The 23,987-nt window shown below is 48.3% G+C and carries 15 protein-coding genes; 7 read left to right on the forward strand and 8 right to left on the reverse strand.

Going from position 1 to position 23,987, the window contains the following annotated elements:
* Positions 1 to 13 precede the first annotated feature (13 nt).
* Both DWW23_RS02560 and alaS read right to left on the reverse strand, forming a co-directional pair.
* Positions 14 to 3,661: a sugar-binding domain-containing protein gene (locus DWW23_RS02560; protein ID WP_122351732.1), complete on the reverse strand. Its 3,648-nt coding sequence runs from the start codon at positions 3,659 to 3,661 to the stop codon at positions 14 to 16.
* A gap of 205 nt (positions 3,662 to 3,866) precedes the next feature.
* Complete coding sequence (alaS, locus tag DWW23_RS02565; RefSeq protein WP_122351733.1) at positions 3,867 to 6,494, reverse strand: alanine--tRNA ligase; 2,628 nt, start codon at positions 6,492 to 6,494, stop codon at positions 3,867 to 3,869.
* Between the two features lie 97 nt (positions 6,495 to 6,591).
* Here alaS and DWW23_RS02570 point away from each other — a divergent pair, with 97 nt between their 5' ends.
* The 4 genes from DWW23_RS02570 to DWW23_RS02585 all read left to right on the forward strand — a co-directional run bounded on the left by DWW23_RS02570 (position 6,592) and on the right by DWW23_RS02585 (position 9,379).
* Positions 6,592 to 7,575, forward strand: a complete 984-nt coding sequence (locus DWW23_RS02570) for a M23 family metallopeptidase (protein WP_122351734.1) — start codon at positions 6,592 to 6,594, stop codon at positions 7,573 to 7,575.
* Positions 7,576 to 7,589: 14 nt separating this feature from the next.
* Positions 7,590 to 7,967, forward strand: a complete 378-nt coding sequence (locus DWW23_RS02575; RefSeq protein WP_122351735.1) for a MerR family transcriptional regulator — start codon at positions 7,590 to 7,592, stop codon at positions 7,965 to 7,967.
* Positions 7,968 to 8,033: 66 nt separating this feature from the next.
* Positions 8,034 to 8,429, forward strand: coding sequence for a DUF3127 domain-containing protein (locus tag DWW23_RS02580; RefSeq protein WP_122351736.1), 396 nt, complete (start codon positions 8,034 to 8,036; stop codon positions 8,427 to 8,429).
* Complete coding sequence (locus tag DWW23_RS02585) at positions 8,429 to 9,379, forward strand: calcium/sodium antiporter (protein ID WP_122351737.1); 951 nt, start codon at positions 8,429 to 8,431, stop codon at positions 9,377 to 9,379. The genes DWW23_RS02580 and DWW23_RS02585 overlap by 1 nt, the downstream gene beginning before the upstream one ends.
* Before the next feature lies 1 nt (position 9,380).
* On the opposite strand, the gene DWW23_RS02590 is transcribed toward DWW23_RS02585, so the two are convergent.
* The 3 genes from DWW23_RS02590 to DWW23_RS02600 form a co-directional block, all read right to left on the reverse strand.
* Positions 9,381 to 11,660: a BamA/TamA family outer membrane protein gene (locus DWW23_RS02590; RefSeq protein WP_122352007.1), complete on the reverse strand. Its 2,280-nt coding sequence runs from the start codon at positions 11,658 to 11,660 to the stop codon at positions 9,381 to 9,383.
* Between the two features lie 251 nt (positions 11,661 to 11,911).
* On the reverse strand, positions 11,912 to 16,519 hold the full coding sequence (locus DWW23_RS02595) for a translocation/assembly module TamB domain-containing protein (protein WP_122351738.1): 4,608 nt from the start codon (positions 16,517 to 16,519) through the stop codon (positions 11,912 to 11,914).
* A gap of 104 nt (positions 16,520 to 16,623) precedes the next feature.
* Positions 16,624 to 18,216 carry a hypothetical protein gene (locus DWW23_RS02600; RefSeq protein ID WP_122351739.1) on the reverse strand — a complete coding sequence of 531 codons (1,593 nt, stop codon included), beginning with the start codon at positions 18,214 to 18,216 and terminating at the stop codon, positions 16,624 to 16,626.
* A gap of 118 nt (positions 18,217 to 18,334) precedes the next feature.
* Between DWW23_RS02600 and DWW23_RS02605 the strand changes: the two genes are divergently transcribed.
* The 3 genes from DWW23_RS02605 (at position 18,335) to DWW23_RS02620 (ending at position 20,989) form a co-directional block, all read left to right on the forward strand.
* Positions 18,335 to 19,123, forward strand: a complete 789-nt coding sequence (locus DWW23_RS02605) for an inositol monophosphatase family protein (protein WP_122351740.1) — start codon at positions 18,335 to 18,337, stop codon at positions 19,121 to 19,123.
* A 117-nt stretch (positions 19,124 to 19,240) separates the two neighbouring features.
* The gene (locus DWW23_RS26505) at positions 19,241 to 19,765 is read left to right on the forward strand and encodes a DUF4890 domain-containing protein (RefSeq protein WP_187576581.1); all 525 of its coding nucleotides are present in this window, start codon (positions 19,241 to 19,243) and stop codon (positions 19,763 to 19,765) included.
* A gap of 240 nt (positions 19,766 to 20,005) precedes the next feature.
* Entirely contained in the window at positions 20,006 to 20,989 is a 984-nt protein-coding gene (locus DWW23_RS02620) for a S9 family peptidase (protein WP_233564249.1), read from the forward strand.
* A 1,151-nt stretch (positions 20,990 to 22,140) separates the two neighbouring features.
* On the opposite strand, the gene DWW23_RS02625 is transcribed toward DWW23_RS02620, so the two are convergent.
* From DWW23_RS02625 to DWW23_RS02635, 3 genes are read right to left on the reverse strand one after another with little or no spacing between them, the layout of a single operon-like run.
* A complete protein-coding gene (locus DWW23_RS02625; RefSeq protein WP_122351743.1) occupies positions 22,141 to 22,986 on the reverse strand; it encodes a hypothetical protein in 846 nt (281 codons plus the stop codon).
* Positions 22,987 to 23,028: 42 nt separating this feature from the next.
* Positions 23,029 to 23,355, reverse strand: a complete 327-nt coding sequence (locus DWW23_RS02630; RefSeq protein WP_122351744.1) for a DUF2149 domain-containing protein — start codon at positions 23,353 to 23,355, stop codon at positions 23,029 to 23,031.
* Positions 23,352 to 23,987: a MotA/TolQ/ExbB proton channel family protein gene (locus tag DWW23_RS02635; protein ID WP_122351745.1), complete on the reverse strand. Its 636-nt coding sequence runs from the start codon at positions 23,985 to 23,987 to the stop codon at positions 23,352 to 23,354. The genes DWW23_RS02630 and DWW23_RS02635 overlap by 4 nt, the downstream gene beginning before the upstream one ends.

Raw genomic sequence — 23,987 nt, forward strand, 5'->3', positions numbered from 1 at the left:
GATTTACACTGTATCAATCTACATTATATCCCGAAACAATTACCTTCGGCGCATTACCACGGGTATCTTCATCCTTCCAATGGAAGCTAACCTCTTTCTTTTCTCCCGGAAGCAATGCGAAATAATTATCAGAATAGAACATCGGCAGGAATTGTTCGCCATCCTTCTCGCCAACCACATTGACACGGATCATCAATGCCGGAGTGGAAGTCGTGTTCTCAATAACGACCTTACCGTTCCATGTTCCGTCAGCCCCTTTGTTTGTAGAGATATTCGACTGGAGCGCTACTTTCGGAAGCGTACGCAGATCCTGATAGTTGTTTTCTTCCAGGCTTCTGTGATAGAAGTTATCAGAAATAACCTTACCGTTCTCCGTCAAAGTCATCTTGATAAAGTGGACCTTCGACAAGTTGGAGGGAAATTCCAGCTTGATACATTTATTCGTCGTATCTTCATTGCTGTCGATCGTTCCCTCTTTTTCCCAGGCTACGGATGCATCCATATTCAAGACCTGCACTTTTGCTGTCAGTCCCTTACGCATACCGGCACTGTAATTTACCACTTCCACCTCGTCGGCTGCCGGATTCCACTGGATATGCAGCGGTTCGGACGCCTTCTTGATGGCAAAATAAGCAGCTGTCGGTTCAAAATAATAATCGTACGTCTGCCATACCATAGAAGGCCAGCAAGAGTGGCTCATCCACATCAGCAAACCTTTACGGTTCAGGCTTCTGGATTCGAACAAGCTACGGTGGCCATCATAGTTCACCCACTGCGCCAGTTCGGAGAATTCCTTGGCACTCTGAGGTTCGCCGTATCCTTTCGCAATGATTTCATTGAAAGAAGTGGCACCCTGTGCTCCCTCACGGGTATAATCGTGCATACCCCACTGGTTATCCTGTGGCCACAGTCCTTCCGGAGAGAAAGTACGTAGCATACTTTCGTATGTCAACACATTCGGCATACCGCGTTCGCTATGGAACTTGTCGTTTCCGGTCTTCAAAGTGAAGTATTCTTTAGCCGGAAGCATGCGGTATGGGCCGTGACCGCTCACCACATCGTCGGCAGAACTGGAGATATAATGGATATCCGCATGATCTTCCTTAATGATCCGGCGTAAAGCCTTGTCGATCTGTTCGGGCGGGAAACCTTCGTTACGTCCGCAATAGATACCGATGGATGCGTGGCTTCGGATACGCTTTACATAATCCTCGGCATTGGCGATAAACATTTCCGGATAATAAGGATCAGGTCCGTCAGCCGGATTCGCCAGCCAGAAGTCTTGCCAAATCATAATACCGTGACGGTCGCAGGCATCATACAGTTCCTCATCGCCGATCATACCGACCCAGTTACGCATGATCGTAAAGTTCATATCGGCATGGTAAGCCACGGCAATATCGTATTCGCGGGCACGATAGTTCAGGTTGGATTCACTGAATCCCCAGTTCCCTCCGCGACCAATGAAACGGCGGCCGTTGATGAACATGCTCAGGATATGATTATCTTCATTGAAAGTCATCTGGCGGATACCGACTTTAAAGTCTTTCGTATCCGATACCTTATCGTCAACCTTGAAAGTGAAGTTGGCATCATACAGGTTCGGTTCGCCATATCCTTTAGGCCACCACAAACGCGGGTTCTCCATCTTCAGCTGGGCAAAGTCTTTCGCATCGAAGACAACCGCCTTTTCCTCTCCGGCGGCCAGTTCTACCGGCTGTTGGAAAGTGATATCGCCCACCTTGCCTTCCAGCATACCTTTTACGGCATTGGTGTCATGGTTCTTTACGATCACCTCCGCTGTCAGTGTAGCAGAAGTCGTATCGGGTAACGGCAATACGGAAGTCACGAGCGGATCGGCAACCGTAACTTTTCCGGTCGTTGTCAGGAACACATCGTTCCAGATACCGATATTACGTCCGCGCATCGTCGGGATCCAGTCCCAGCCGATCGTCGCATGGAAAGTAGGATTGTCGGCCCCCAGGATACCACCGTTGAAGTCTGTGCTCTGTGCATTCTTTTCCTTGATCGCACCGATATGTTCGTTTTTGATGATCTCTACGGCAAGCACATTCTTACCCGGAACGACAGCGTCCGTCACATCGAACTTACCACGCATAAAAGCGCCTTCGATACGACCGATCTTCCGACCGTTCACATAGACGTTCGCCTTCCAGTTGATACCGTCGAAATTCAGGAACAGACGCTCCTGCTTAAAGTTTTCCGGCACTTCAAATTCGTCACGGTACCAGAAGTCGGAGTTGAAGAACGATTCCGATATCTGCAACTGATTGTCGGCATAATTCGGATCGGCAATAGCTCCGATATTCTTGTAACTGCTCAGGACAGTTCCCGGGACAGTCGCCACGATCCAGTTTTCCGGCTTGAAGTCCGGAGTGGATATCTTTTCACCGGCAGCAGCTACCTCGGAAGCCCGTTGCAGTTGCCAGTTTCCACCTGACAGGTTGATCATCCCTTTCGATACGGCTGGTTCGGCAACAGGTTGGGGAACTAAGCCACCCTTACCCATTACTTCCAGTTCGCTCAGGATATAACGGCTGTCGTTAGCCGGTTGCTGCATCAGGATGCGTACGTAGCGTGCATTCTTCTTACCGCCAAGCGTTATCTCGTCGAGCAGGCTTTCTCCGCCCGGCAGGTCGGCCACATCCGTCCACTGGTTGGCATCTTCGGATATTTGCACCTTACCCTTTACAGCTTTGTTGATCCAGTGCAGGATCACCTTATCGAATTCGGAACGGCTACCCAGATCCACATACAGCCATTCTTCGCCTGTCGTAGCACTCATCCAGGAACTGTTGAAGAACTGGGATGGTTTCATTTCCACCAACTGTCCGTCTTTATAAAAATCAGCTGCCGTAAACACCCAGCTATGGGCACCCGGCATCTTTAGCACCACCCGGAAATAGGAAAAGTCGACACGTTTCCCTAACGTCAGCCCTTCCTTGCCGAAGCGTATAGTTTCATTCAATTTACGCACCGGCATGGAAATCTGTTCCGTCTGTTTATTCGGGTCTGTTACCGGCACACGATAACGCACAGGGTCGCCTGGCAATCCATTACCTGCCAATCGACCCATCTCCACCCATTTTTCACCGTCTTGCGAGACTTGGCAGAGAATTTCGTAGCCTTCAGTCGCTACTTTGTCATCATAGATAAGTGTACCTGTCAGCCTTAATTCTTCGGCCGTTCGGTCATAATTATTCAACGAGAACTGAAAATAAGTATCTGCCCCTTCAAAGGTGTTCCGTGAGTACGGTCCCTCGTCGATCATCCATTCGCGTTCACGCCGCGGGGCTTCGCCAGAAGGAGAAGAAAGGATCAGATACTGCGGTTGCCGATCGGTCACGATACCGTCTGTTGCCAACTGCGCCGTCAGGTTATAGTCATGACTGGACGAGTTGAAGGCCGAACGTAAAAGGGCTATATTCCGGTAGTTGGCATGGTCCGGAGCCAGTTCGGGAGAAAAATCCTCCTTCGGGTTACCGGGATACTGACCGACACCACGGGTATAATAATCGGATCGCTCAAACGATTCGTTCGTTGCACCTGCCCCACTGCACCCCCAAAGCAACAACGAGGTCGCTGCAGCCCCGCAAAGGGTCAGGATACGGGAGACTTTTTGCTGTTTACACATTTTCATACTATGAGAGTCTACTTGATTTGTATTTTTTGCACAGGCAAATATACATTAAAAACAGTGATTTCTATGCAAATAGGGGAAGGTTACGAATAAAAAAGGTGTAGTGACAATATTTTACACGGGACATTGTAATCTAAAAAACAAAGGGGAAATACCAGACCAACCGGCACTTCCCCTTTCTTACAAAGATATCTAATATATTTCCTTATTTCAAATCAGCCGCTTCCAGAATCTGATCGACAGCCTGAGCCAAGCCATCCGAATTCTTACCTCCGGCAGTTGCGAAATGAGCCTGGCCGCCACCGCCACCCTGAATCAGTCTGGCAGCATCTTTCACCAACTTGCTTGCATCCAGGCCATCGGCTACGAGCGGTTCGCTCAACATGACCATCAAAGCACATTTGGCACCGTCTTTAATTCCGGCCACAAAGAATACTTTTTCATCCATATTGCTTTCGCCCTTGATCTGGAATGCCAGGTCCTTGATCGCATCCACATTGGCTTCTCCACGGTAGACAACCACTTTCACACCATGACGTTCTACCGCTTTCGCGATCAGCTCTTTCTTCAACGTAGCTACTTTTTCCTTCACATAATCGCCCACCTGCTTTTTCAATTCCGCATTTTCTTCGATAGACTTACGGATCGTCTGCGCCAGGTTAGGTACATTATTAAATAAAGCACGCAGTTCACGCATTGAATCCTGCAATATAAATGTATAGTTCTCCGCACCTTCGGCCGTCACCGCTTCGATACGGCGAACACCTGCTGCAATGGAACTTTCTGCCACTACACGCAATGAACCGATCATACCGGTTGCCGGGATATGCGTACCACCGCACAACTCGATAGAAGAACCGTATTTAACCACACGTACTTCTTCGCCATACTTTTCTCCGAACAAAGCCATAGCACCCAGAGCCTGAGCCTGTGCAATCGGCATATTGCGATGTTCTTCCAGCGGGAAGTTGGCACGGATCTTTTCACTCACCAGCTTTTCTACCTGGCGGATCTCTTCGTCTGTCACTTTCTGGAAGTGAGAGAAGTCGAAACGCAATGCTTCAGGAGAAACATACGAACCTTTCTGCTCGACATGTGTACCCAGCACCTCGCGCAATGCTTCGTGCAACAAGTGGGTAGCCGAGTGATTGCATTCACACTGGATACGTTTCTTTTCATTGATCTTAGCCGTAAACGTAACCGTTACATCTTTCGGCAAGCGAGTGACGAAATGTACCGGCAGGTTGTTTTCACGCTTGGTATCTATTACATCCAGTTTCTCATCGTCAGCGATCAACCATCCGGTATCACCGACCTGCCCGCCCATCTCTGCATAAAACGGAGTCTGGTCCAGGACGATCTGGAAAAGTTCTTTATTCTTCTGTTTGATCTTACGGTAACGCAGAATCTCGGCTTCACATTCGAACAGGTCGTAACCGACGAACTTGGCTTCGCCTTCTTTCAGAACCACCCAGTCGCCTGTCTCGATAGCGGCAGCGTTGCGGGCACGTTCTTTCTGTTTCTGCATTTCGGCATTGAACTCTTCGATATTTACCTCCATACCGTTTTCACGCAGGATCAGTTCAGTCAGGTCCAACGGGAATCCGTAAGTATCATATAATGTAAAGGCATCCACGCCGCTGATAACGGTTTTGCCGGCAGCCTTTGTTTCTTCCATTTTCTTATCCAGCAAACGGATACCTGTTTCCAGGGTACGCAGGAATGATTCTTCTTCTTCCTTGATCACTTTCTCGATCAGCGTCTTCTGGGCAACCAGTTCAGGATAAGCATCTCCCATCGTTTCGATCAGGACAGGCAGCAAGCTGTACATGAATGCTTCCCGGCGTCCGAGGAAGGTATAACCGTAACGAACGGCACGGCGCAGAATACGACGGATCACATAACCGGCTTTGGCATTCGACGGCAACTGACCGTCTGTGATAGAGAATGCTATCGTACGGATATGGTCGGCAATCACACGCATAGCGATATCCTGTTGTCTGTTCTCGCCATATTTTGTTCCGGTCTTTCCGGCAATGACCTGGATGATCGGCTGGAAGACATCGGTATCGTAATTGGAAGTCTTACCCTGCAGGGACATACACAGACGTTCGAATCCCATACCGGTATCAATCACCTTGGCAGGCAGCGGCTCAAGCGAACCGTCCGCTTTACGGTTGAACTGCATGAACACCAGGTTCCAGATTTCGATCACTTGCGGATGATCTTTGTTGACCATTTCAGCGCCGCTCTTGGCCGCACGTTCTTCGTCCGGACGCAGGTCGATATGGATTTCGGAGCAGGGACCGCAAGGACCGGTATCACCCATTTCCCAGAAATTATCATGTTTATTACCGTTGATGATATGATCTTTCGGCAGGAACTGCTCCCAGTACCCGGCAGCTTCATCGTCACGCGACAAACCTTCGGCGGGGCTTCCTTCAAATACGGTAGCATACAAACGTTTCGGATCCAGTTTCAGAACATCTACCAGATATTCCCATGCCCAATTGATTGCTTCTTTCTTGAAATAATCACCGAACGACCAGTTACCCAACATTTCAAACATGGTGTGATGATAGGTATCGTGTCCTACCTCTTCCAGGTCGTTATGCTTTCCGCTTACACGAAGACATTTCTGCGAGTCCGCGACGCGAGAATACTTAATAGGTACATTTCCCAGGATTATATCTTTAAACTGGTTCATGCCCGCATTGGTGAACATCAATGTCGGGTCACCCTTCACTACCATTGGAGCAGACGGTACAATCTGGTGCTGCTTGGAAGCGAAGAACTCTTTAAACGATTCACGGATTTCTTTTGCTGTCAACATAATCTATTTATATAGTTCTCGTTAATATTCTGAAAAACAATTTGCAAAAGTACTGCAAATTATTATTTTTGCACGTATCCAAGCAATAAAATATTCAATGAAACTGTTTAAAACAAGAAAAACATATTACTTATATAACCCGAATACGCTTAGTTACGAGCGCGTTTACCCCTCCGCCAAAGACCGCTTCTTCATTGTGCTCCGTCATTTGAGTATCGGTGCGGCAATCGGTATCGGCGTCTTTTTTATCCTGATGTACACGATCGACTCACCGGTCGAATCGCTGTTGAAGAAAGAGAACAAACTGCTACAGACCCAATACGAACTCCTTTCCCTTCGGTTGACGAATGCCTTGGAAGTACTGGACGACATTCAGCAACGTGATGAAAATCTGTACCGCGCTATCTTCCAGGCCGAATCCATTCCGGAATCGGTGCGTAAGTCCGGTTTCGGAGGAACCAACCGTTACGAACATCTAATGAACTTACCCAACCCGGAATTGGTAGTCTCTACCGCACAGAAGATGGATATGCTGTCCAAGCAACTTTATATACAGTCCAACTCCCTGGAAGAGTTGATCAAGCTAGGAAAGAACCAGGAAGAACGCAGTCGGTGTATACCTGCCATACAGCCCATATCCAATAAGGACCTGCGCCGTACGGCTTCCGGTTACGGGGTGCGTATCGACCCGATCTACCGGACCCCCCGTTTCCACTCGGGGATGGACTTCTCTGCCAAAGTCGGAACGGAGATTTATGCGACCGGTGACGGCGTGGTTACTTTTGCCGCCTGGAAACAAGGGTATGGTAACTGTCTGATGATCGATCACGGCTACGGATTCCAGACACTTTACGGACACATGAGCAAATTCAAAAAACGTGTCGGCCAGAAGGTGACGCGCGGAGAAGTGATCGGAGAAGTCGGAAATACCGGAAAATCAACCGGCCCGCACCTGCATTACGAAGTAATAGTACGTGGCAAACATGATAACCCGTCCAGATACTACTACATGGATCTTACTCCGGAAGAATACGACCGTATGATCCAGATCGCAGAAAACCATGGACAGGTAATGGATTAAACATCTTTAAGACGATGGCATTAAATAAAGATAAAAATCTGAAGCTGTATTTCTCCATCAGCGAGGTAGCACAGATGTTCGACGTCAACGAATCGACCCTGCGCTTCTGGGAGAAGGAATTCGATATTATCCGCCCACGTAAGACGGCCAAAGGAACCCGTTTCTACAAGCAGGAAGATATCGACGCGGTGCGCCTGATCTTCCATCTGGTCAAGGAACGGGGCATGACGCTGGCGGGTGCCCGGCAAAAACTGAAAGATAACAGGGAGACAACGATCCGGCAGGAAGAGATCGTCAATAAACTGAAACAAATAAAGGAAGAACTATTGTCGATGAAAGCCGCGTTCGATGCCCTCGCCCCTTCCGAAATCCCCCAGGAAGAGAAAATCTAAGCCAAACAATTAGCAGGTTACGCCGGAAAAGCGTACCTTCGCCGACAATTTAATAGAACAATAAATATGGAAATTACGGGAAAGATTATTGCCGTACTGCCAGTACAGGGCGGCACAAGTAAAAACGGAAACGAGTGGAAAAAACAGGAGTACGTATTAGAAACACATGACCAATACCCTAAGAAAGTTTGCTTCCAGATCTTCGGTGCCGACCGCATCGAACAGGCAGCGATACAACCCGGAGAAGAATTGACCGTATCATTCGATATAGATAGCCGTGAATATCAGGGACGTTGGTTCACAAACATCAGCGCATGGAAGGTAGACCGTCCGATGGCGATGGCTCCACAGTCTGCACCGGGTGCTATGACTCCGGATAATTTTGCACCGGCTTCTGCACCGACAGCACCGGCTGCTCCTGATTTCGGTCCGGCTAATCCGATCGACGACCTGCCATTCTGATGAATGTCATTGCTTTAATCGGTGGCTTACTCCTCATCCTGGTCGGAGCGAACGCTCTGACCGATGGGGCTGCTTCGGTAGCCAAACGCTTTAACATCTCCAGCCTTGTTATCGGACTGACGATCGTTGCTTTCGGCACGTCTGCCCCGGAACTGACCGTGAGTATTGTATCGGCTCTGAAAGGGAGTGCGGATATGGCGATCGGAAACGTGGTCGGTTCGAATATTTTTAATACACTTATGATTGTCGGCTGTACGGCAGCTATCGTTCCTATCGGGATGAACAAAGGGACACTCAGCAAGGAGATTCCTTTGTGTATCCTTGCGTCGGTCGTACTGTTCATTTGCGGGAACGACGTACTGATAAACGGAGCGGCAGAAAATACGATCAGCAGTAGCGACGGGATGTTGCTACTCTGCTTTTTCGCAATCTTCCTGAGTTATACGTTTGCGATTGCCCATAACGGGAAGGACGAAGAAGACAGTTCGATAAAGCAGATGCCGGTATGGAGATCTGCGCTGTATATCGCCGGAGGACTGGCCGGACTGGTTTACGGAGGGCAGTTCTTTGTGGATGGGGCTTCGGGCATTGCACGCAGCCTGGGAGTCAGCGAATCTATTATCGGTTTGACACTGGTCGCCGGGGGGACTTCCCTGCCGGAACTTGCCACATCGGTAGTTGCCGCGCTGAAGAAGAATCCGGAGATGGCGATCGGAAATGTGATCGGTTCCAACCTGTTCAATATATTCTTTGTACTGGGTTGTAGCGCCACGATCAGCCCGCTGAACATGAAAGGAATCACGAATATAGACCTGGGAGTCCTGATCGGTTCCTGCGTATTGCTTTACCTCTTCGGTCTCTTTATCAAAAAACGAACCATCACCCGCCTCGAAGGGGTTATTATGGTTCTTTGCTATATTGCTTATACAAGCTATCTGATCATAGGATAAATCAGAACGGATACCCGATTGCCAGGTGCCAGCCCGGAGTATATTTGGGAACGTTGAAATAACCGTTTTTATCCGTCTCGTAAGGAACATGCAGAGGAATACCCATGTCCAGACGGATAACGATGAAGGTCAGATCGTAACGCAAACCGACACCGGCATCGAGTGCCAGATCTTTCAGGAAACGGCCCCATTTCAACTGACCGCCGGGACGTTGATCGTCGTTACGGATCAACCAGATGTTACCGGTATCGATAAAAGCTGCCCCATGCAGGTCGCCCAGGATCGGGAAACGGTATTCGAGATTGGCTTCGAACTTCAGGTCACCGGTCTGGTCCAGATAACTGTACGTATTATTTTCCTCCGGATGATAGCGGCCCGGACCGATTGAACGGATCGTGAAAGCACGCAGGCTGTTCGCCCCACCGATATAGAACTGCTCGTTGTAAGGAGATATACGGGCATTTCCGTAACTATAAATAGCTCCCGCCATCATACGGCCGACCAGGTGCTGGTTATGACCGATCTTATAATTGTAACGGATCTCCGCCGTTCCTTTCACGAACTGGGCGAATTTATTCCCCAGCAAATGCTTTCCTTCCTCATTGAATTTCTGCCCGGCAATAGCATAACCGGCAGCCAACAAGTTACCCGCCTGTGAAACGGACAGCTGCAGCCAGGTATGGTTCCGTTTGGATGTGATCGGGGCATCGTCGTAGGTATAGGTATACCCCATTGCAGGCACGAACTGATTCTCCAAACTCAGCTTCAGGGCACGGTTATATTTCGTTATACTGTCAAACTCATGCGTCGTCGACTGGAGCAGGTTGTATGTCAGCTTGAACGGCGTGATCGAATGGTGGCTGGTAGCAGACGACTGGTAATCGTACGAAGCATTCCCACCGAAGGCCAGCATCTTAAAGAAACGCGCCCGGTTCAGCTGGTCGACATACAGGCGGAACGAGGTACTCGAAGGATACAAACCATCCTTTTTCATCATTCCGGGGAACAGCAACTGCGGGAATGTCAGCGTCCCACTCAATCCCATCTCCCAACTATTGATAGCCGATTTGGCACCGTCTACCCGCTTACCGGTCTGCCACTCGTAAGAACCGCGCAAACGTACACCGAAGGTCTCACCTCCACCGAACACGTTTCGTTTGGTCACACTGAAGATAGCTCCTGGGCCTAACTGGTCGTTACTTTTCGATGTCACGTTCACTTCCAGCTCGCCATCGAGCGGCAGGTCGTAAACGGTGTTGATCTTCAGGTCGAGGGTATCCTGGCGACGGGCCGTATCACGCGGAGTATATTGCATTTCGGAATACCGGAAAATACCGAGACGCGAATAACTGGTCTGCGTCCGCTGCTGGCTCTCCTGCGAATAGAGGTCGCCGGAATGGAAACGCAGGCGGTTGTAAAGGACCGACGGGCGGACACGCAGTTTGCCTTCGTAATAGACCGTCATATCTTTATAACGGATCGAATCGGTCGGCGGCTCGTTATTATAGCCGTTCAGCCAGACGGAAATATCGCCGATCGTCCACGGACGGAGAGCCGCACGCGGCAGGCCGGGTTTTGTCATGACACGAAGTGCCACTTTACCGGGGTTCATGATCGTATCCGCCTGGTAAGTGATGAACTCGGGACGAAAATAATAGAACCCGTTGTTACGCAGCAGAGAGGTGATACGCTGCCGCTCGGCTTCCAGATTCGTTACGTTGAAGTTATCCCCATCACGGAGCAGGCGGTCGCCTATGGTATTTTGTACCAGCGTATCCATCTTATGACGCATCCTGACATAACGGATACTGTCATAGGTGTAAGGCTGGTTCATCTCCACCTGGTAAACTAACTTGGCTTTCTTTGCATTCTTCGGGTTAGTGTCCACCTGGAAAGAAGTCGTTCCATTGAAGTAGCCATATTCTTTCAGCAGGTTCTGTGCCACTTTGATACGCACGTCGGGATTCACCGTCGAGATAAATACCGGCTTGGCTGCCAGCTTATCGAAAATCCATTTTCCGACTTTACCTTTTTTATTGACAAAAGCATTATAGACCCACAGGCCGAAAGGGAACGGCACGCGGATGGACGAACTTCCCAGCAGGGCATTGTTGGGAGGGTAGGCAAGAGCACCCTCCACTTCGGCAAGGGCATCCTCGCCGGCGGTTGTCTTATCGTCGTGGGTAACGTCGATCTTTTTGATTCCGGTATAAAGGACTTCTCCCTCGGGGAGGTTTTTGGTGGTCGAACAAGAGAACAGGCATGCTACGGCCAAAAACATCAGCAAATAAGTAGTTGCAGCACCTGCAACAGACTGCCGCAACTGCCGCGAATCAGTTGTTCCTCCTGCAACAGGCCGTCGGGATTCCCGCGAGGCTGCCGCAATGCAGCAACAGGCTGTCGGAATTCCCGCAAGGCTGTCGCAACCTCTGCAACAGGTCGGCAGGGTTTCCGCAAGGCTATCACAACGATGAAACAGGCCAACGGGACTTCCGCCAGCTTGCTGCAACTGATCATATCTCTTTTTCTCCATTATTCTTCCTCCTCGTAAACCGGTTTAGGTCTGTTTTTCTTAAAGTTGAACAACTCCCGCATATGAAGCATCTTGCGGCGCAGGACGATACCGACCCCTGTCTCCGTGATCTCCCCTTCCAACAAACTTTCGTAGTTTTTGTCGTGGAACAACTTCACGTAGCGCGTTCCGCTGGCATCCAGACGGTATTCGATCGAAACATTGTCGATAAAGGCCTGTGTCTGGTTGCTGTTGCTCGCATTCTCGCCAGTCGAGATACGGCCGCCCAGCACGATACGGATACGATCGTTCCAGAAACGTTTCGCAAAGCTGAAATTATAATCGGTCCGCTGTCCACCCGTTCCGTCGCCGTTTTCATCGTAGCTATCCATACCAAAGGAGATATCGACCGTCTTCAGGGCACTTCCGGCAATATTGCTGATCTCACTGTTCAGGAAACTGTTCAGGGCGGCCCCCATATTCAGGTTCTGTTTCCCACCGCTGCTGTTTGCCAGGTACATTCCGGTGATGATCATGCCGACAGCCAGCTTCGTCCGTTCATCCTCACCCATGCTGTTCAGACTCGTTTGCATCGTCTGATCTTCGGGAGCCGTCAGAACGAACTGCAAGCCCAGATTCTCCAATTGCTGCTTCAGGGCGATACCTACATCGAAGTTTACCATACGCGAACCGCTACCATCCTGGGTTACATTGGTGCGAATGCGTTCGGTTGCCGTCAGGTCCAGATACGGGTCCATCGGGTCGCCGCTCCACTGCACATAACTGCCGTCCTGTATATTAAATTCCTTCAACGGGATGATCGGCAAAGCATATTTCACAATACCGCCCGAGAGCGTATAACGTCCGTTCAGGATCATCTCGCCCTGCGGGGTATACTGGAAAGAGAGGTCGCCGCCTCCTTCGAGTTCCACTTTGCTGGAACGGTCGGGGGTGATATCGGCATTCAGCCGCACAGACTGGTCGATACGTATCGTCAGCAACATATCCAGGCCACCCAAAGGTAACGGAGCTTCCTGCCGACGGCGGTTCACCAGTGTATCTTCAAAAGAGGTGAAAGTCACCAGGTCGGAAAGTCGGTCCTGCACCGTCAGCGGAGAATCCTTCATGACATAGGTCACGTTCGTCCCGCCCAACAGTTGCAGGCTGCCACGCATCATCAGCGCATCGAGCGGCCCTTTTACCGTCGACATCAGGTTGACGAGCAACTTGCCGTACACCATGCTTTCCTTATTCCGTTTCACATCGAGCAACTGCATATGGTCGGCCGTCAGTTTCAGGTCTGCCATCATCCTCGACGGATTCCGGAAATCGACCGTACCGTCTATCACGAACGGATTCTTTCCGGCGGCATGGATATGGTATTCGTCGAACAGGATCTTATTGTCCTTCACTACGATCTTCTTATCGTCCACCCGGAAACTCGTTCCTACAGCAGTCACGAACATCGAGGTCGAATCCATCTCGATATATCCGTTCACTTCGGGCGCCTTACTGCTGCCCTTTATCGTCATATTTCCTTCCAGTACACCGTTCAGCGATGCCATATTATCGGGGATAAACGGATTTACCATATCCAGCGGGAGATGCGTCACGTCGAGCGTTCCGTCCAGATGATCTTCTTTCCCCATCTTATAAAGGGCAGTCGCCGACATCACTTCGTTCTGATCGCGGAAGAAGTGCATATCGACCTGGTGCTGGTTATCTGCCAGCGGGAGATAAACGGTACTGAACATCAATTCCCCTACCCGTCCGCCTTCGTAGATCAGATTGTCGATATTCGCATCGACCACCACCAGGAACGAACTGTCCGACGGCGCGTACTGCATGTCGGCACTCAGTATCCCCTGCATGGCCGGTATCTCCGTAAATGCTTTCGAGATAACGTCCAGGTTGATCTGGCTCAATTCGAGATGCAGTTCCTCCATCTTGTCCTTTTCGGGTAGCGAATGGATCCACAAAGAGGCATTCTCATCGCCCGACAGGCGAACGTTGGCAGCAATATCTTTCTCATTCTTATAAAGAATATAATTATCCGGATTCAGTTTGAAAGGACGGAAAGCCAGGATCGGATTGTCCGGGAAGAGATGCAGGTTGATCCCCTCCTCCACCTTGTCGGCACGCAATCCGAGCAGAATACCCGTATCCCCTTTTCCATCTGTGTACAGCACTTCGGCATCGGCAAACGTATTCCGGATTTTCCCCTTGACTCCGGCTGTGAAAGGAGCCTGCTGGCGGAATTTCGTCTTGATCACCCCGGCATCATATAGCAGACCGAGTGAGTCCTGACGGATGGCAAAACTGATCGTATCGATCCGTGTCGTGTCCTGCATCAGATTATAAACGCCCGCATCCAGCCGGAAACCCTCTTCAGGAGAGGTAAAAGCCTCCAGGCTCAGGTTATTGAACGAGATATTCGCCTGCTGCAATATATTATAGATCGGATTATCCTTTCCCGCCGACACCGCCAGATGCATATCCGGCAACAACGGTTTGAAAGCAGGGATATTGATCATTGAATCTTTTTCAAGCTGTTTGTTCAGCCCCTCGGAAATCTTGTTGAACTTGTCGGTCATTGTTTCCAGGTCGGAGTTACCGGTCAGCACGATCCCCAGGTCGCCCGCATGAAAGGAGACACGGGTGGTATCCTTCGTACTCTGGGCATGCAGGGTAAGCGTTTTCGGCTTATACGTGCCTGTGGTGGTGATCAGTTCCCAGTTTCCCAGCGTGACATCGACCAGGTTGTTCTTCCCCATATCCGTTTCCGCCTCCGCAAAAAGCTGGAAAGAGGTAGCCAGCGAATCATTCATCAGATGCATGCCGTAGAGGTCTAAATTCGTGACATCGGCAATCACCATCGCTTTGATCTCTTTCTTCAGCAACGTGGCATTCAGCGTCAGGTCCATTTCCGCCAGCGGGTATTTACTCAACAGGTCGAATTTAAGGAAATTCTTTTCCAGCGAACCGTCCATCGTTACATCGGATACATTATAATTTCCGTAGCGGATATCTGTCAGTTTCCCGTCCAGTTTCGCCCACGAAGAACTCTTGAAAGGATCGAAGCCCTTCCCTTCCGCCTGTATGGAAGCGGTCAGATAATACAGCGAATCGAGCGGCATAAAATGAACTGGTTCCAGGCTATCGACTTTCAGGTCGGCTTTATAGGCTTCCTTACCCGGATTGAAACTAGCGGTCAGCAGTACTTTCCCTTTATCTTCCCGCAACAGGAGATCGGCCTTGTACTCATTATTCTTCAAAGCAGCCTCACCGGTCAGCTTAATACCGGAAGGGATATTATACCGGTGACGTTCGGCAGCCGGAAGCATACTCAAGAGAAAATCCAGGTTCCCCGTCTCCGCTTTCAGGTTCAGTTTTCCCGAACGGCGGATACTGTCGGTAAGCGACTGCATCGTCCCGGAAACATCCATCCGGAAAGTACCCGGCAATTCACCCTTCAACTGGCGGAGAAGCATAGAGGACAAGTTTCCTTCCACACCGGCCGTCAGCGATAGCGGTTTCTGCGGATAAGCCTTTTGAAAATCGGGCGGCAGCTCACCGGCAAAGGTCATAACATCTTCTTTTCCCACCGAAGCGGTCAGCAGCACCCGCATGTTCCCTTCCGGATTCTCATCGAAAGAGCTCCAGGGAACCATTGCCAGCAAACGGACCTCGGACGACGGAGTTTTCAGCAACAGTTGCGGAACATTGATGTTCGTGCTATCGCTATGGAAACTACCGGTCAGCGACGAAATAGTCAGTCCCGAACGATCCTCGGCAGATAGTTCTCGGATACGCGCCTTGATATCCCGTCCGCCGTAAAAAAGCGAATCGAGCGAGATCGTGACGTTGCTCAAAGCGATATGTGAAGGATCGAAACCGGCAACCGGATCCTGATAGTTGGCATCGTATCCGAGAGTGGAACCGGTCAGCGTGAACAGATCCGCCCCGTAATGCGAAGCCCCCAGGTCGACAATACCGTCTTTCAGGTTCGCCTTATCGATATAGGTTGACAGGCGCAACGAATCCGCGGGCATCTGCATGGCAAACGCTACGCGGTCGAGATTTATCTTTTGAAGGTTCAGAATCCAGTTGACGGCGGTAGAGGTCGTATCGGCCTTCGTCGTCGTATCGTTCAGTAACAGAGTGATCGCCGTATCGGACAGGTCGATCGTATTGAATGTCACCTTCTCTTTCGACAGATTAATGCGGTCGGCTTTGGCATACAAGCGTCCGAGTACCCCTTTTATCTCCATTCCTTCGATAAAAGTACCCGTATTTACTTTCACACCTTCCAGATCGATCGCGTCCACCAGCACTTCCTTTTTCAACAAAGGCAGTGCACGCACATTTACGGTCAGGCTTTTCAATGTCAAAAGCGTATCGGCAGGGGTAGTCAATACCTCTACACCGCGAACCGTCAGGTTCAATGGGAAAGAAAGGCGTATCCGTTCTATCCCTATCTGCATCCCGGTAGCTTTACCGGCATAGTAGGCCGCTTTTTTCACGGCAAAGTTCTGAACAGGCGGTATGTATAAAAGTACAGAGACCAATAAAACCAATACCACCGGTATCAGGCATACGATCCCTATTCGTTTCAACCAAATCCTCATTTGTTATATTTGTGTATTCTTTTTTATATTCATAACGGTTAAATACCCTGTTTTGTTTGAAAATTCTTTAACAAATATAGAAAAGAAATTCAAGAATAAAAAGCTTAACCTTCTATCTCCCGGATAACGGAATAAGCATCTTCGATCAATGAGGCCGGATAATTGTTGATTTCCAGGATCCGTATTGCATTCCGCTGGTATAAATTTCCGGACTTCAGCTTATAATCGAACGAAAGCATCCCCCCGGATATTGTCTCGCAAAAATGATATAAATCGTATTCATTTGCAAGGAATGTTCCCAGTTCGGTATCATGGGTGGAAACCACCACAATATTGCGGGAAGTATTCAGGAATGACAGCACAGCCTTAGCCGCCGCTATCCGTTCAGTCGTGTTCGTTCCTTTAAATATTTCATCCAGCAGGAAAAGGTTGGTCTGTTCGCTTTGGCTGTAAGAAAGCATGTCACGGATCGATTCCACCTCCTTCATGTAAAAGCTCTTGCCATCGGACAGGCTGTCGGACAACATCAGCGCGGCATGTATCATAACGGGCATCTGTAACCGCATCCGCCGGGCAAAAGCGGTATTCAATGTCTGTGCCACGAGAATATTCACGCCTAAAGTCCGGATAAAGGTCGTCTTACCTGACATATTCGAACCGGTAAACAGGACAGAACGCCCTTGTATGCCGATCGCATTCGGGACACAATTCTCCACCAGCGGATGATACATCCCGTCTGCTTCCACACGCACCTCCCCGTCCGGTTGTTCCGGAAGACAATAAGAAGGAAGCCCTTTACGGAGAAAAGCCACCGACGAAAGGCTATCGGCTAAACCGATAAAACGGAATACGGTTTCGATGGCCGCATTTTTATCTTTCAACAAACGGACCGTCTTATTATAGGACAAAGGTTCTATCAGGAAAAATATCTTTATTATTTCCGTAATCGCCCACAAAATCACAGCCAGGTCGTTATCCAGCCTCGACTCTATTCGCAGGGATTTACTCGACCGCCTCAACGTCTCCAACGAAGCCAGTGCCTCCGGCACCTTTTTACTTATCACGAATAACAACGGATCAGCCGCCAGTTTCCCTGCTGCGTCCAGCATCTTCATCAACTGGGGCATGGAAACCAGATACCCGAGACCGTTGTGTTTATTCCGGTAATGGAGCACTCCGTTCACCAAAATAGCAACAACCAACAGCAGCAATGCCGGTACCAGCTTATAAAACAGAAACAATAAAAGGAACAGTGTCGGCAAAAGACTGCAAACCCGGAGCACAAACTGCCACCAGGCAGGTACAGGCGGATGTTCGGTCTGCAATAAGGGAGCGATACTGTACGCCTCCACAGCCTGTAAAGTATGCAGTTCCTTTACTACAGAGGCATGCCCTCCGGAATCGGCAGAGAACTTTTCAATGATGGCCTCGTTCGCCTTTATCTCTCCTTCCTTAGCCGGGATCGTACGCATCAGATTATAAAGGTACTGTTGGCCCACCCGTGAGGCCGTACGGTCGGTAAACATAAACAGATCATCCAGTCCCAGGTCAGAACATGTTTGCTCAGACAATACCCCCAGAGCCTGTTTATGGGAATCACAACGGAAGAAAGCAGCGATCTCAAAGAAATCATAAGTTTCCGCTTTCTCCTCACCGCCATAACCGGCAGGATGTTTCCGGAAGTTAAAGATACTCATAGGACAATCGTTTTACAATTTCTCAAAAGTATATCTTTTTCATTAATATTCAGTACAACCCCTACTATTTAGTTCCAAAATGTGTATGTTTGTCAGACCAAAAAGAGATTATAAAGATATGTTGAAGTTAGAAGAACTTTGTACCCAGGTACAACAGATAGCCCGGCAGGCCGGGGCTTTCCTGAAAGAGGAACGACGTAAATTCGACCGCGCACGTGTAGAAGAAAAGAGTGCCCACAACTATGTATCGTATGTCGACAAAGAATCGGAAAAATGGCTGATCGCACAACTCTCCGCCCTACTTCCCGAAGCCGGTTTCATTGCCGAAGAAGGTAGCGGAAGCCTGACCGACGAGAACTACTGTTGGTTGGTCGATCCGCTGGACGGGACTTCCAACTATATTCATGACCTTGCCCCTTACTGTGTCAGCATCGCCCTGCGCAACAAGGAGGAGTTATTACTCGGTGTAGTCTATGAAGTCTGCCGGGACGAATGTTTCTATGCCTGGAAAGGAAGCAAGGCTTACCTCGACGGCAGAGAAATTCATGTTTCAGACGTGTCCGACCTCGACAAAGCCTTTATCGATCTGGGATTCCCTTACAACTCGGATGCCTACCGCCCGGTAGCCCTTCACCTGGTCGACAAGCTGTACGGCTTTGCCGGAGGAACCCGGTTGATGGGAGCGGCAGCGGCCGAAGTATGTTATATCGCCGCCGGACGGTTCGAAGCCCGTATCGAGGCCTATATCGGCCCCTGGGATATTGCCGCCGGTGCCCTGATCCTGATGCAGGCAGGAGGCAAAGTGACCGATTTCAGCGGTGGCGACAACTGGCAATCGGGTGATGAAGTGCTTGCCACCAACAGTGCGATGCATGAAACACTGATGCAGTTGATCTCCCAGTCCTGATTTTAAAGGGGAAATATCATTCGTTTACAGGCAATCTTTCCCTGTCTGTCTATTTTATTTGTAACAGCTTGCAATGTCATTTATCTTCACCGATAAATCAACATAATCGAAAGGTATATGAAAAAGAAAATGATTATTGCAAGCTTATTCACTTTTGGCTTACTGGCTTCCGCAGCCGCCCAGCCCCAACACGGACCTTTCCCCGGAAAGCCTCGCTGTTGTTGCTGTTGTTGTAACCATGACAGGCCGGATAGACCGGACCAACGTCCTCCCCGGAAAGGAGAAACCCCTTCCTTTATCACCGACAAGCTCATAAAGAAACTGTCGCTTACGGACGAGCAGGTGACACAACTCAAAGAGGAAGAGAAAACCTTTATGGAGAAAATGCAACAGATGCGTCCCGACAGGGATAGTGAAGAGCAGCTTTCTCCCGACGAGATGAAGGAAAAAATGGATACAATGATGAGCGAGCACGATGCTGCCGTCCAAAAGATCCTGACTGAAGAACAATACAAAAAGTATCAGAAGTACATGAAGGAGAACCGCCCGAAAGGTCCGGGTAACGGAGCTCCCGAAGGTCCTGGCGGACCAGGGGGACCGGGTGGACCCGGTGAAGGATTTGATGGCGATTGGATGGAATAAAAAAGCTTTACCGACCGCAGATAACGCAGAAGAATACAGATATTTCTCAAAAAAAGAAAATAATAAATCTGTAAGCTTCTGCGTATTGTTATTATATGCGGCATTTTACCATAGCAACTACCGGCATTTGTTATACCAAAAGGAAACCGATATTGCCCCGGGTACATAAAATAACGGCTAGCAAACAGAGTATCTACAGATATATCATTATTTTTACGGGTAATATAAAAACGGAAAGTTATGAACAAACAACTATTCTTATCCCTGATAACGGTCATGATCTGTTTTCTGACAGCTTGTAACCGGCAACCGGCAGGAAGCCGGGCCAATGAATATATAGTAGGTAAACAAACCTATACATTCGCCATAAAAGGAGCAGATACATTACGTCTGGATAAATATGAATTACAGAATATATCAGCTGGTGATACGTTATCCAAACCGGTCATCCTTTTTGCCTTCGGAGGGGGTTTTAAAGGTGGTAACAGGGATAACGACAGCTATATTCCCTACTTTCATTTCCTGGCAAAAAACGGTTATGTAGTTGTATCGACCGATTACCGGACCGGCTTGAAAGATATAGATACCGGGAAGATGACCGACCCGATGCAATTTGCCGCCATTTTACAAAAAGCTATTGCAATGGCTGTAGAAGATTTTTTCGATGCTACACGTTACATTGTCGATAACAGCAAAGAATGGAAAGTAAACCCGGAACAGATCGTTGCCTGTGGTTCCAGTGCCGGAGCCGTCACCTCCCTGCAGGCAGAATATGAAATATGTAACCGAACTCCTTTAACACAAAAACTGCCTGAATCTTTCAATTATGCAGGCGTTATCTCTTTTGCCGGAGCTATCTGTAGTCTGGGAATACCGGACTGGCAGGAATTACCGTGCCCTATTATGCTTTTCCATGGAAATGCAGACCGAACAGTTCCTTTCGATAAGGCTTTACTTGAAAATATGGGGTTATGGGGGTCGAATTTTATAGCGAAACAGTTACAGGTAAAACAATCTCCCTATTATTTCTATCTGGCAGAAGAAGCGGGTCATGAGATGGCAGGGATACCGATGGATAACAACCGGTATGATATCCTGAGTTTTCTGGACCGTTTTGTTCTCCTCCGGCAAAAAGCCTTTATAAACACAATAGAGACTATCCCCGGCAAACCGGAAACTAAAAAGGATTTCACACTCCAGGATTACATTCAGAATAATCTCTAAAAAGATATCAGTTCAGCGACTGTCAATAATAAGTCAATTTGCCAATGTGTCAATAGAATATCAAACTGACAAAATGTTATCTCATGTAACCTGCGGATGAGTTGTATGGGGATGGAGCGGTGAGGGTTTGTTCTTATTCGATCGTAGAGAGGGTTACCATATTCGAGATGTCATAATTACAGATGCATTGATATTATTATATCGTATTATCATTACAATATCCGCTATTTTATTGTGAGAGACAATTATTGTCGAACTTTTAGGCAGAAGAGAGTTGCTTGCTTTTTTAGCGGTTCCAGAAGTGACTAAATGCTTTATAACATACAATCGAACTTTTCCGATGTGTACAAAATAACACAAACAGCCTTTAATTAACAAATAAACACATTTAAACAAGCAGATATTTCCGCTACAATAAAAATAAAACTCATTTAAAAGGAAAAATAATTCGTTTAAAACGAGTTTATCTTTTTTCTCAATCGAATTAAAAATGCCTATCAGTTAAACATTGTGTTAATAAATGTATATATCCCTTTTCTATAAGAAGAGTAATACCGAAAGCGTATGTTATTAATACTCCGATTATTCAACCAAAATGCTTGCGAATTAAATTTCAAGCCGACAAAATGACATTTATTTAAAAGAAAAAAAGTTCAATTATTATCAGAATTAAATGTTACTTTTCTCTTGAAAGAAAAGTAACCAAAAGTTCAAGGCTGCACCTGCCTCGCTACTCCGCATCCTGCGTTCGCTGTCGCCTCCGAAACTCGCTGCGCTCAAACAGCGGATGCTCCGGACGCTCTCTACGGCTGCTGCGTTTAACGCTCACCAGCTGATGCCTTTCAGAGAACGCTTTGCGTTCTTTTATGATGGCCGATACTGTCAGTTAAAACCAAAAGCACCTGTTATATTATATAGGTGTCGGTATCGGCAATCATAAAAGGAAGCCGAGCTTCCTATGAAAGGCCTAAGCGGGTGAACGTCCGCGAAGGAGGAAGACGAAGCGGTTAAAAAAATCCGTTGTCTGAGCGCAGCGAGTTTCGGATTTTTCAGCGCAGTCTTTCGCCGAAGCAGTGAAGCCGGTTAAGCCTTGATCTTTTGACTACTTTTCCATCAAGGGAAAAGTAGTTCTATTATTTCTAATTCAAACCTTACTTTCTATGCTTGAACAATAATACCCCCAGCAATACCAGGAAAGCGACGGTCATCATTGTCATCTCCAGCCAGTAGTGAGCCGGTTCCACCCATATTTCGGTCAGGATGTCCCAACGTCCCAATATCTCGACAAAGGTCCAGAAGATGATCACTGTCGGAATAGCGTAACGGATAGCATACGCCAGTTTCTTGATCTTCAGCAAACGGATAAACAGATAGATCGACCAGGCCAGCGAACCGAAAGCGATCAACATCGTTACCGGATGACGATCGCCCAGGAACTCGTTATCGTAAGAGAAAAGCAATATCATGTAACAAGTCCATAAAAGAACATTCAGTTCCATAAAAGTAGTCATGGCTGCATTACGGATGATCGGCTGAAGTGTCTCCACCGGTTGACCGTAATGTATCTTACGCTGTATCCAGTTAAAAAAGTTACAACCCGAGCGGGTACTGAAAATATAGAACAGCATAACGATTGCCCAGAAACCATACGAAGAAGGCATGATCAGATATTCCGGTTTCGTCACCACTTGACCGTTCTCGATCAGCGGCTGTACACCGAAGCGGTTGGCGAAATAGACATACCCGAACTCGATCCATCCTGTCCAGACGAACAGTCCGCCGAACAATCCCAGAAACGTTGCCGAAGTCTCTTTCCTGGAAATGATCCCGATCAACAACATCACGATTCCCAACACCCCCAGGCCGAACGCTGCAGGATAAAGAAGATCATGCCCCAGAAGTTTCTCCATCAGGATCATGGCAGCATGTCCTAACGGCATCGTGAATAAAACGATCAGGAAAGACAGTATACCTGTCCAGGGAGAAGTAAGTTTCATACGTGTTATTTATTTTTATTGGTTTCAAAAGTAATCATAAATTTATTCGGGAACATAAATAATCTCCCCGTTTTCCATTTCATAGGCTATACCCACTTTCTTTCCCTTCTTACCGGACTTCTCCTGGCTTTCCGAAGGCTTATATTTCGTAATGGTCTGCCCTTCCTTCGTAATGATCTCCATATTCTCTTTGCCGGGATTTTTCACCATCGTATAATCTTCCTGCGAAAAGATCTCCGTCATATTGAACTTGGTAACCAATGCGACCATCAAGGCTACGGCAAATACCATAGCCACATCGAACAAATTCGACAACATCGCAACCGGATCATGATCTTCGGTTGCATTCAATACCCGGCGGCGACTCATTCGTTTACAGCTTTAGAGGTTACTAATGTCGCTTTGGCCGCTACCGGCTTCTCTCTGGAAAGTTCGGACAGGTAATCGAGATATATCAGATCGGAAGTGAACCAACGCTGCTTGACCTGCAACAAGATAAAACCGACTGCACCGGAAAACAACCCCAATACGGTTGTAGCGAATGCCACCTGCATATTGTAAGCCATTGAAGCGATATCACCAGTGGAAAGTCCAGCCAAAGCCGGTCCCATCGGGATCAGCGTACCCATCAATCCCAGGATCGGACCGAATTTTACCAATACCTTATATTTACCCAGTTCCGAATCGGCTGTCACTTCATATTCGGAGAGGACACGGTTTGCCACCGCCGTACTATCCGTAGCTAGCAGTTGTTTGGCCGTTTGAGTAAACAAAGAATCCGGCTGCTCATCCAATTCTCCGGAAAAAGCATGAATAGTCGATTGATCCAGCTGGTCCATACGAAGACGCAACTGTTTATCCTGTTTGATACGTTGTATATACTGACCGACAAAGCCCCCCAGCATAACAACACTTTTGGCAAAGAAAAAGAGCAAACCTACAATGACGGGTACCAATAACCCATTTGATATCCAGAATAAAATATTTGAAACTTGTTCCAT

Source organism: Parabacteroides sp. AF14-59 (assembly GCF_003479515.1).
GTDB lineage: Bacteria > Bacteroidota > Bacteroidia > Bacteroidales > Tannerellaceae > Parabacteroides > Parabacteroides faecis.

Excerpts from the sequence above, each read along its gene's own strand:
- DWW23_RS02560 (WP_122351732.1), bottom strand. The coding sequence starts at position 3,661 with ATGAAAATGTGTAAACAGCAAAAAGTCTCCCGTATCCTGACCCTTTGC.
- alaS (WP_122351733.1), bottom strand. The coding sequence starts at position 6,494 with ATGTTGACAGCAAAAGAAATCCGTGAATCGTTTAAAGAGTTCTTCGCT.
- DWW23_RS02570 (WP_122351734.1), top strand. The coding sequence starts at position 6,592 with ATGAAACTGTTTAAAACAAGAAAAACATATTACTTATATAACCCGAAT.
- DWW23_RS02575 (WP_122351735.1), top strand. The coding sequence starts at position 7,590 with ATGGCATTAAATAAAGATAAAAATCTGAAGCTGTATTTCTCCATCAGC.
- DWW23_RS02580 (WP_122351736.1), top strand. The coding sequence starts at position 8,034 with ATGGAAATTACGGGAAAGATTATTGCCGTACTGCCAGTACAGGGCGGC.
- DWW23_RS02585 (WP_122351737.1), top strand. The coding sequence starts at position 8,429 with ATGAATGTCATTGCTTTAATCGGTGGCTTACTCCTCATCCTGGTCGGA.
- DWW23_RS02590 (WP_122352007.1), bottom strand. The coding sequence starts at position 11,660 with ATGTTTTTGGCCGTAGCATGCCTGTTCTCTTGTTCGACCACCAAAAAC.
- DWW23_RS02595 (WP_122351738.1), bottom strand. The coding sequence starts at position 16,519 with ATGAGGATTTGGTTGAAACGAATAGGGATCGTATGCCTGATACCGGTG.
- DWW23_RS02600 (WP_122351739.1), bottom strand. The coding sequence starts at position 18,216 with ATGAGTATCTTTAACTTCCGGAAACATCCTGCCGGTTATGGCGGTGAG.
- DWW23_RS02605 (WP_122351740.1), top strand. The coding sequence starts at position 18,335 with ATGTTGAAGTTAGAAGAACTTTGTACCCAGGTACAACAGATAGCCCGG.
- DWW23_RS26505 (WP_187576581.1), top strand. The coding sequence starts at position 19,241 with ATGAAAAAGAAAATGATTATTGCAAGCTTATTCACTTTTGGCTTACTG.
- DWW23_RS02620 (WP_233564249.1), top strand. The coding sequence starts at position 20,006 with ATGAACAAACAACTATTCTTATCCCTGATAACGGTCATGATCTGTTTT.
- DWW23_RS02625 (WP_122351743.1), bottom strand. The coding sequence starts at position 22,986 with ATGAAACTTACTTCTCCCTGGACAGGTATACTGTCTTTCCTGATCGTT.
- DWW23_RS02630 (WP_122351744.1), bottom strand. The coding sequence starts at position 23,355 with ATGAGTCGCCGCCGGGTATTGAATGCAACCGAAGATCATGATCCGGTT.
- DWW23_RS02635 (WP_122351745.1), bottom strand. The coding sequence starts at position 23,987 with ATGGAACAAGTTTCAAATATTTTATTCTGGATATCAAATGGGTTATTG.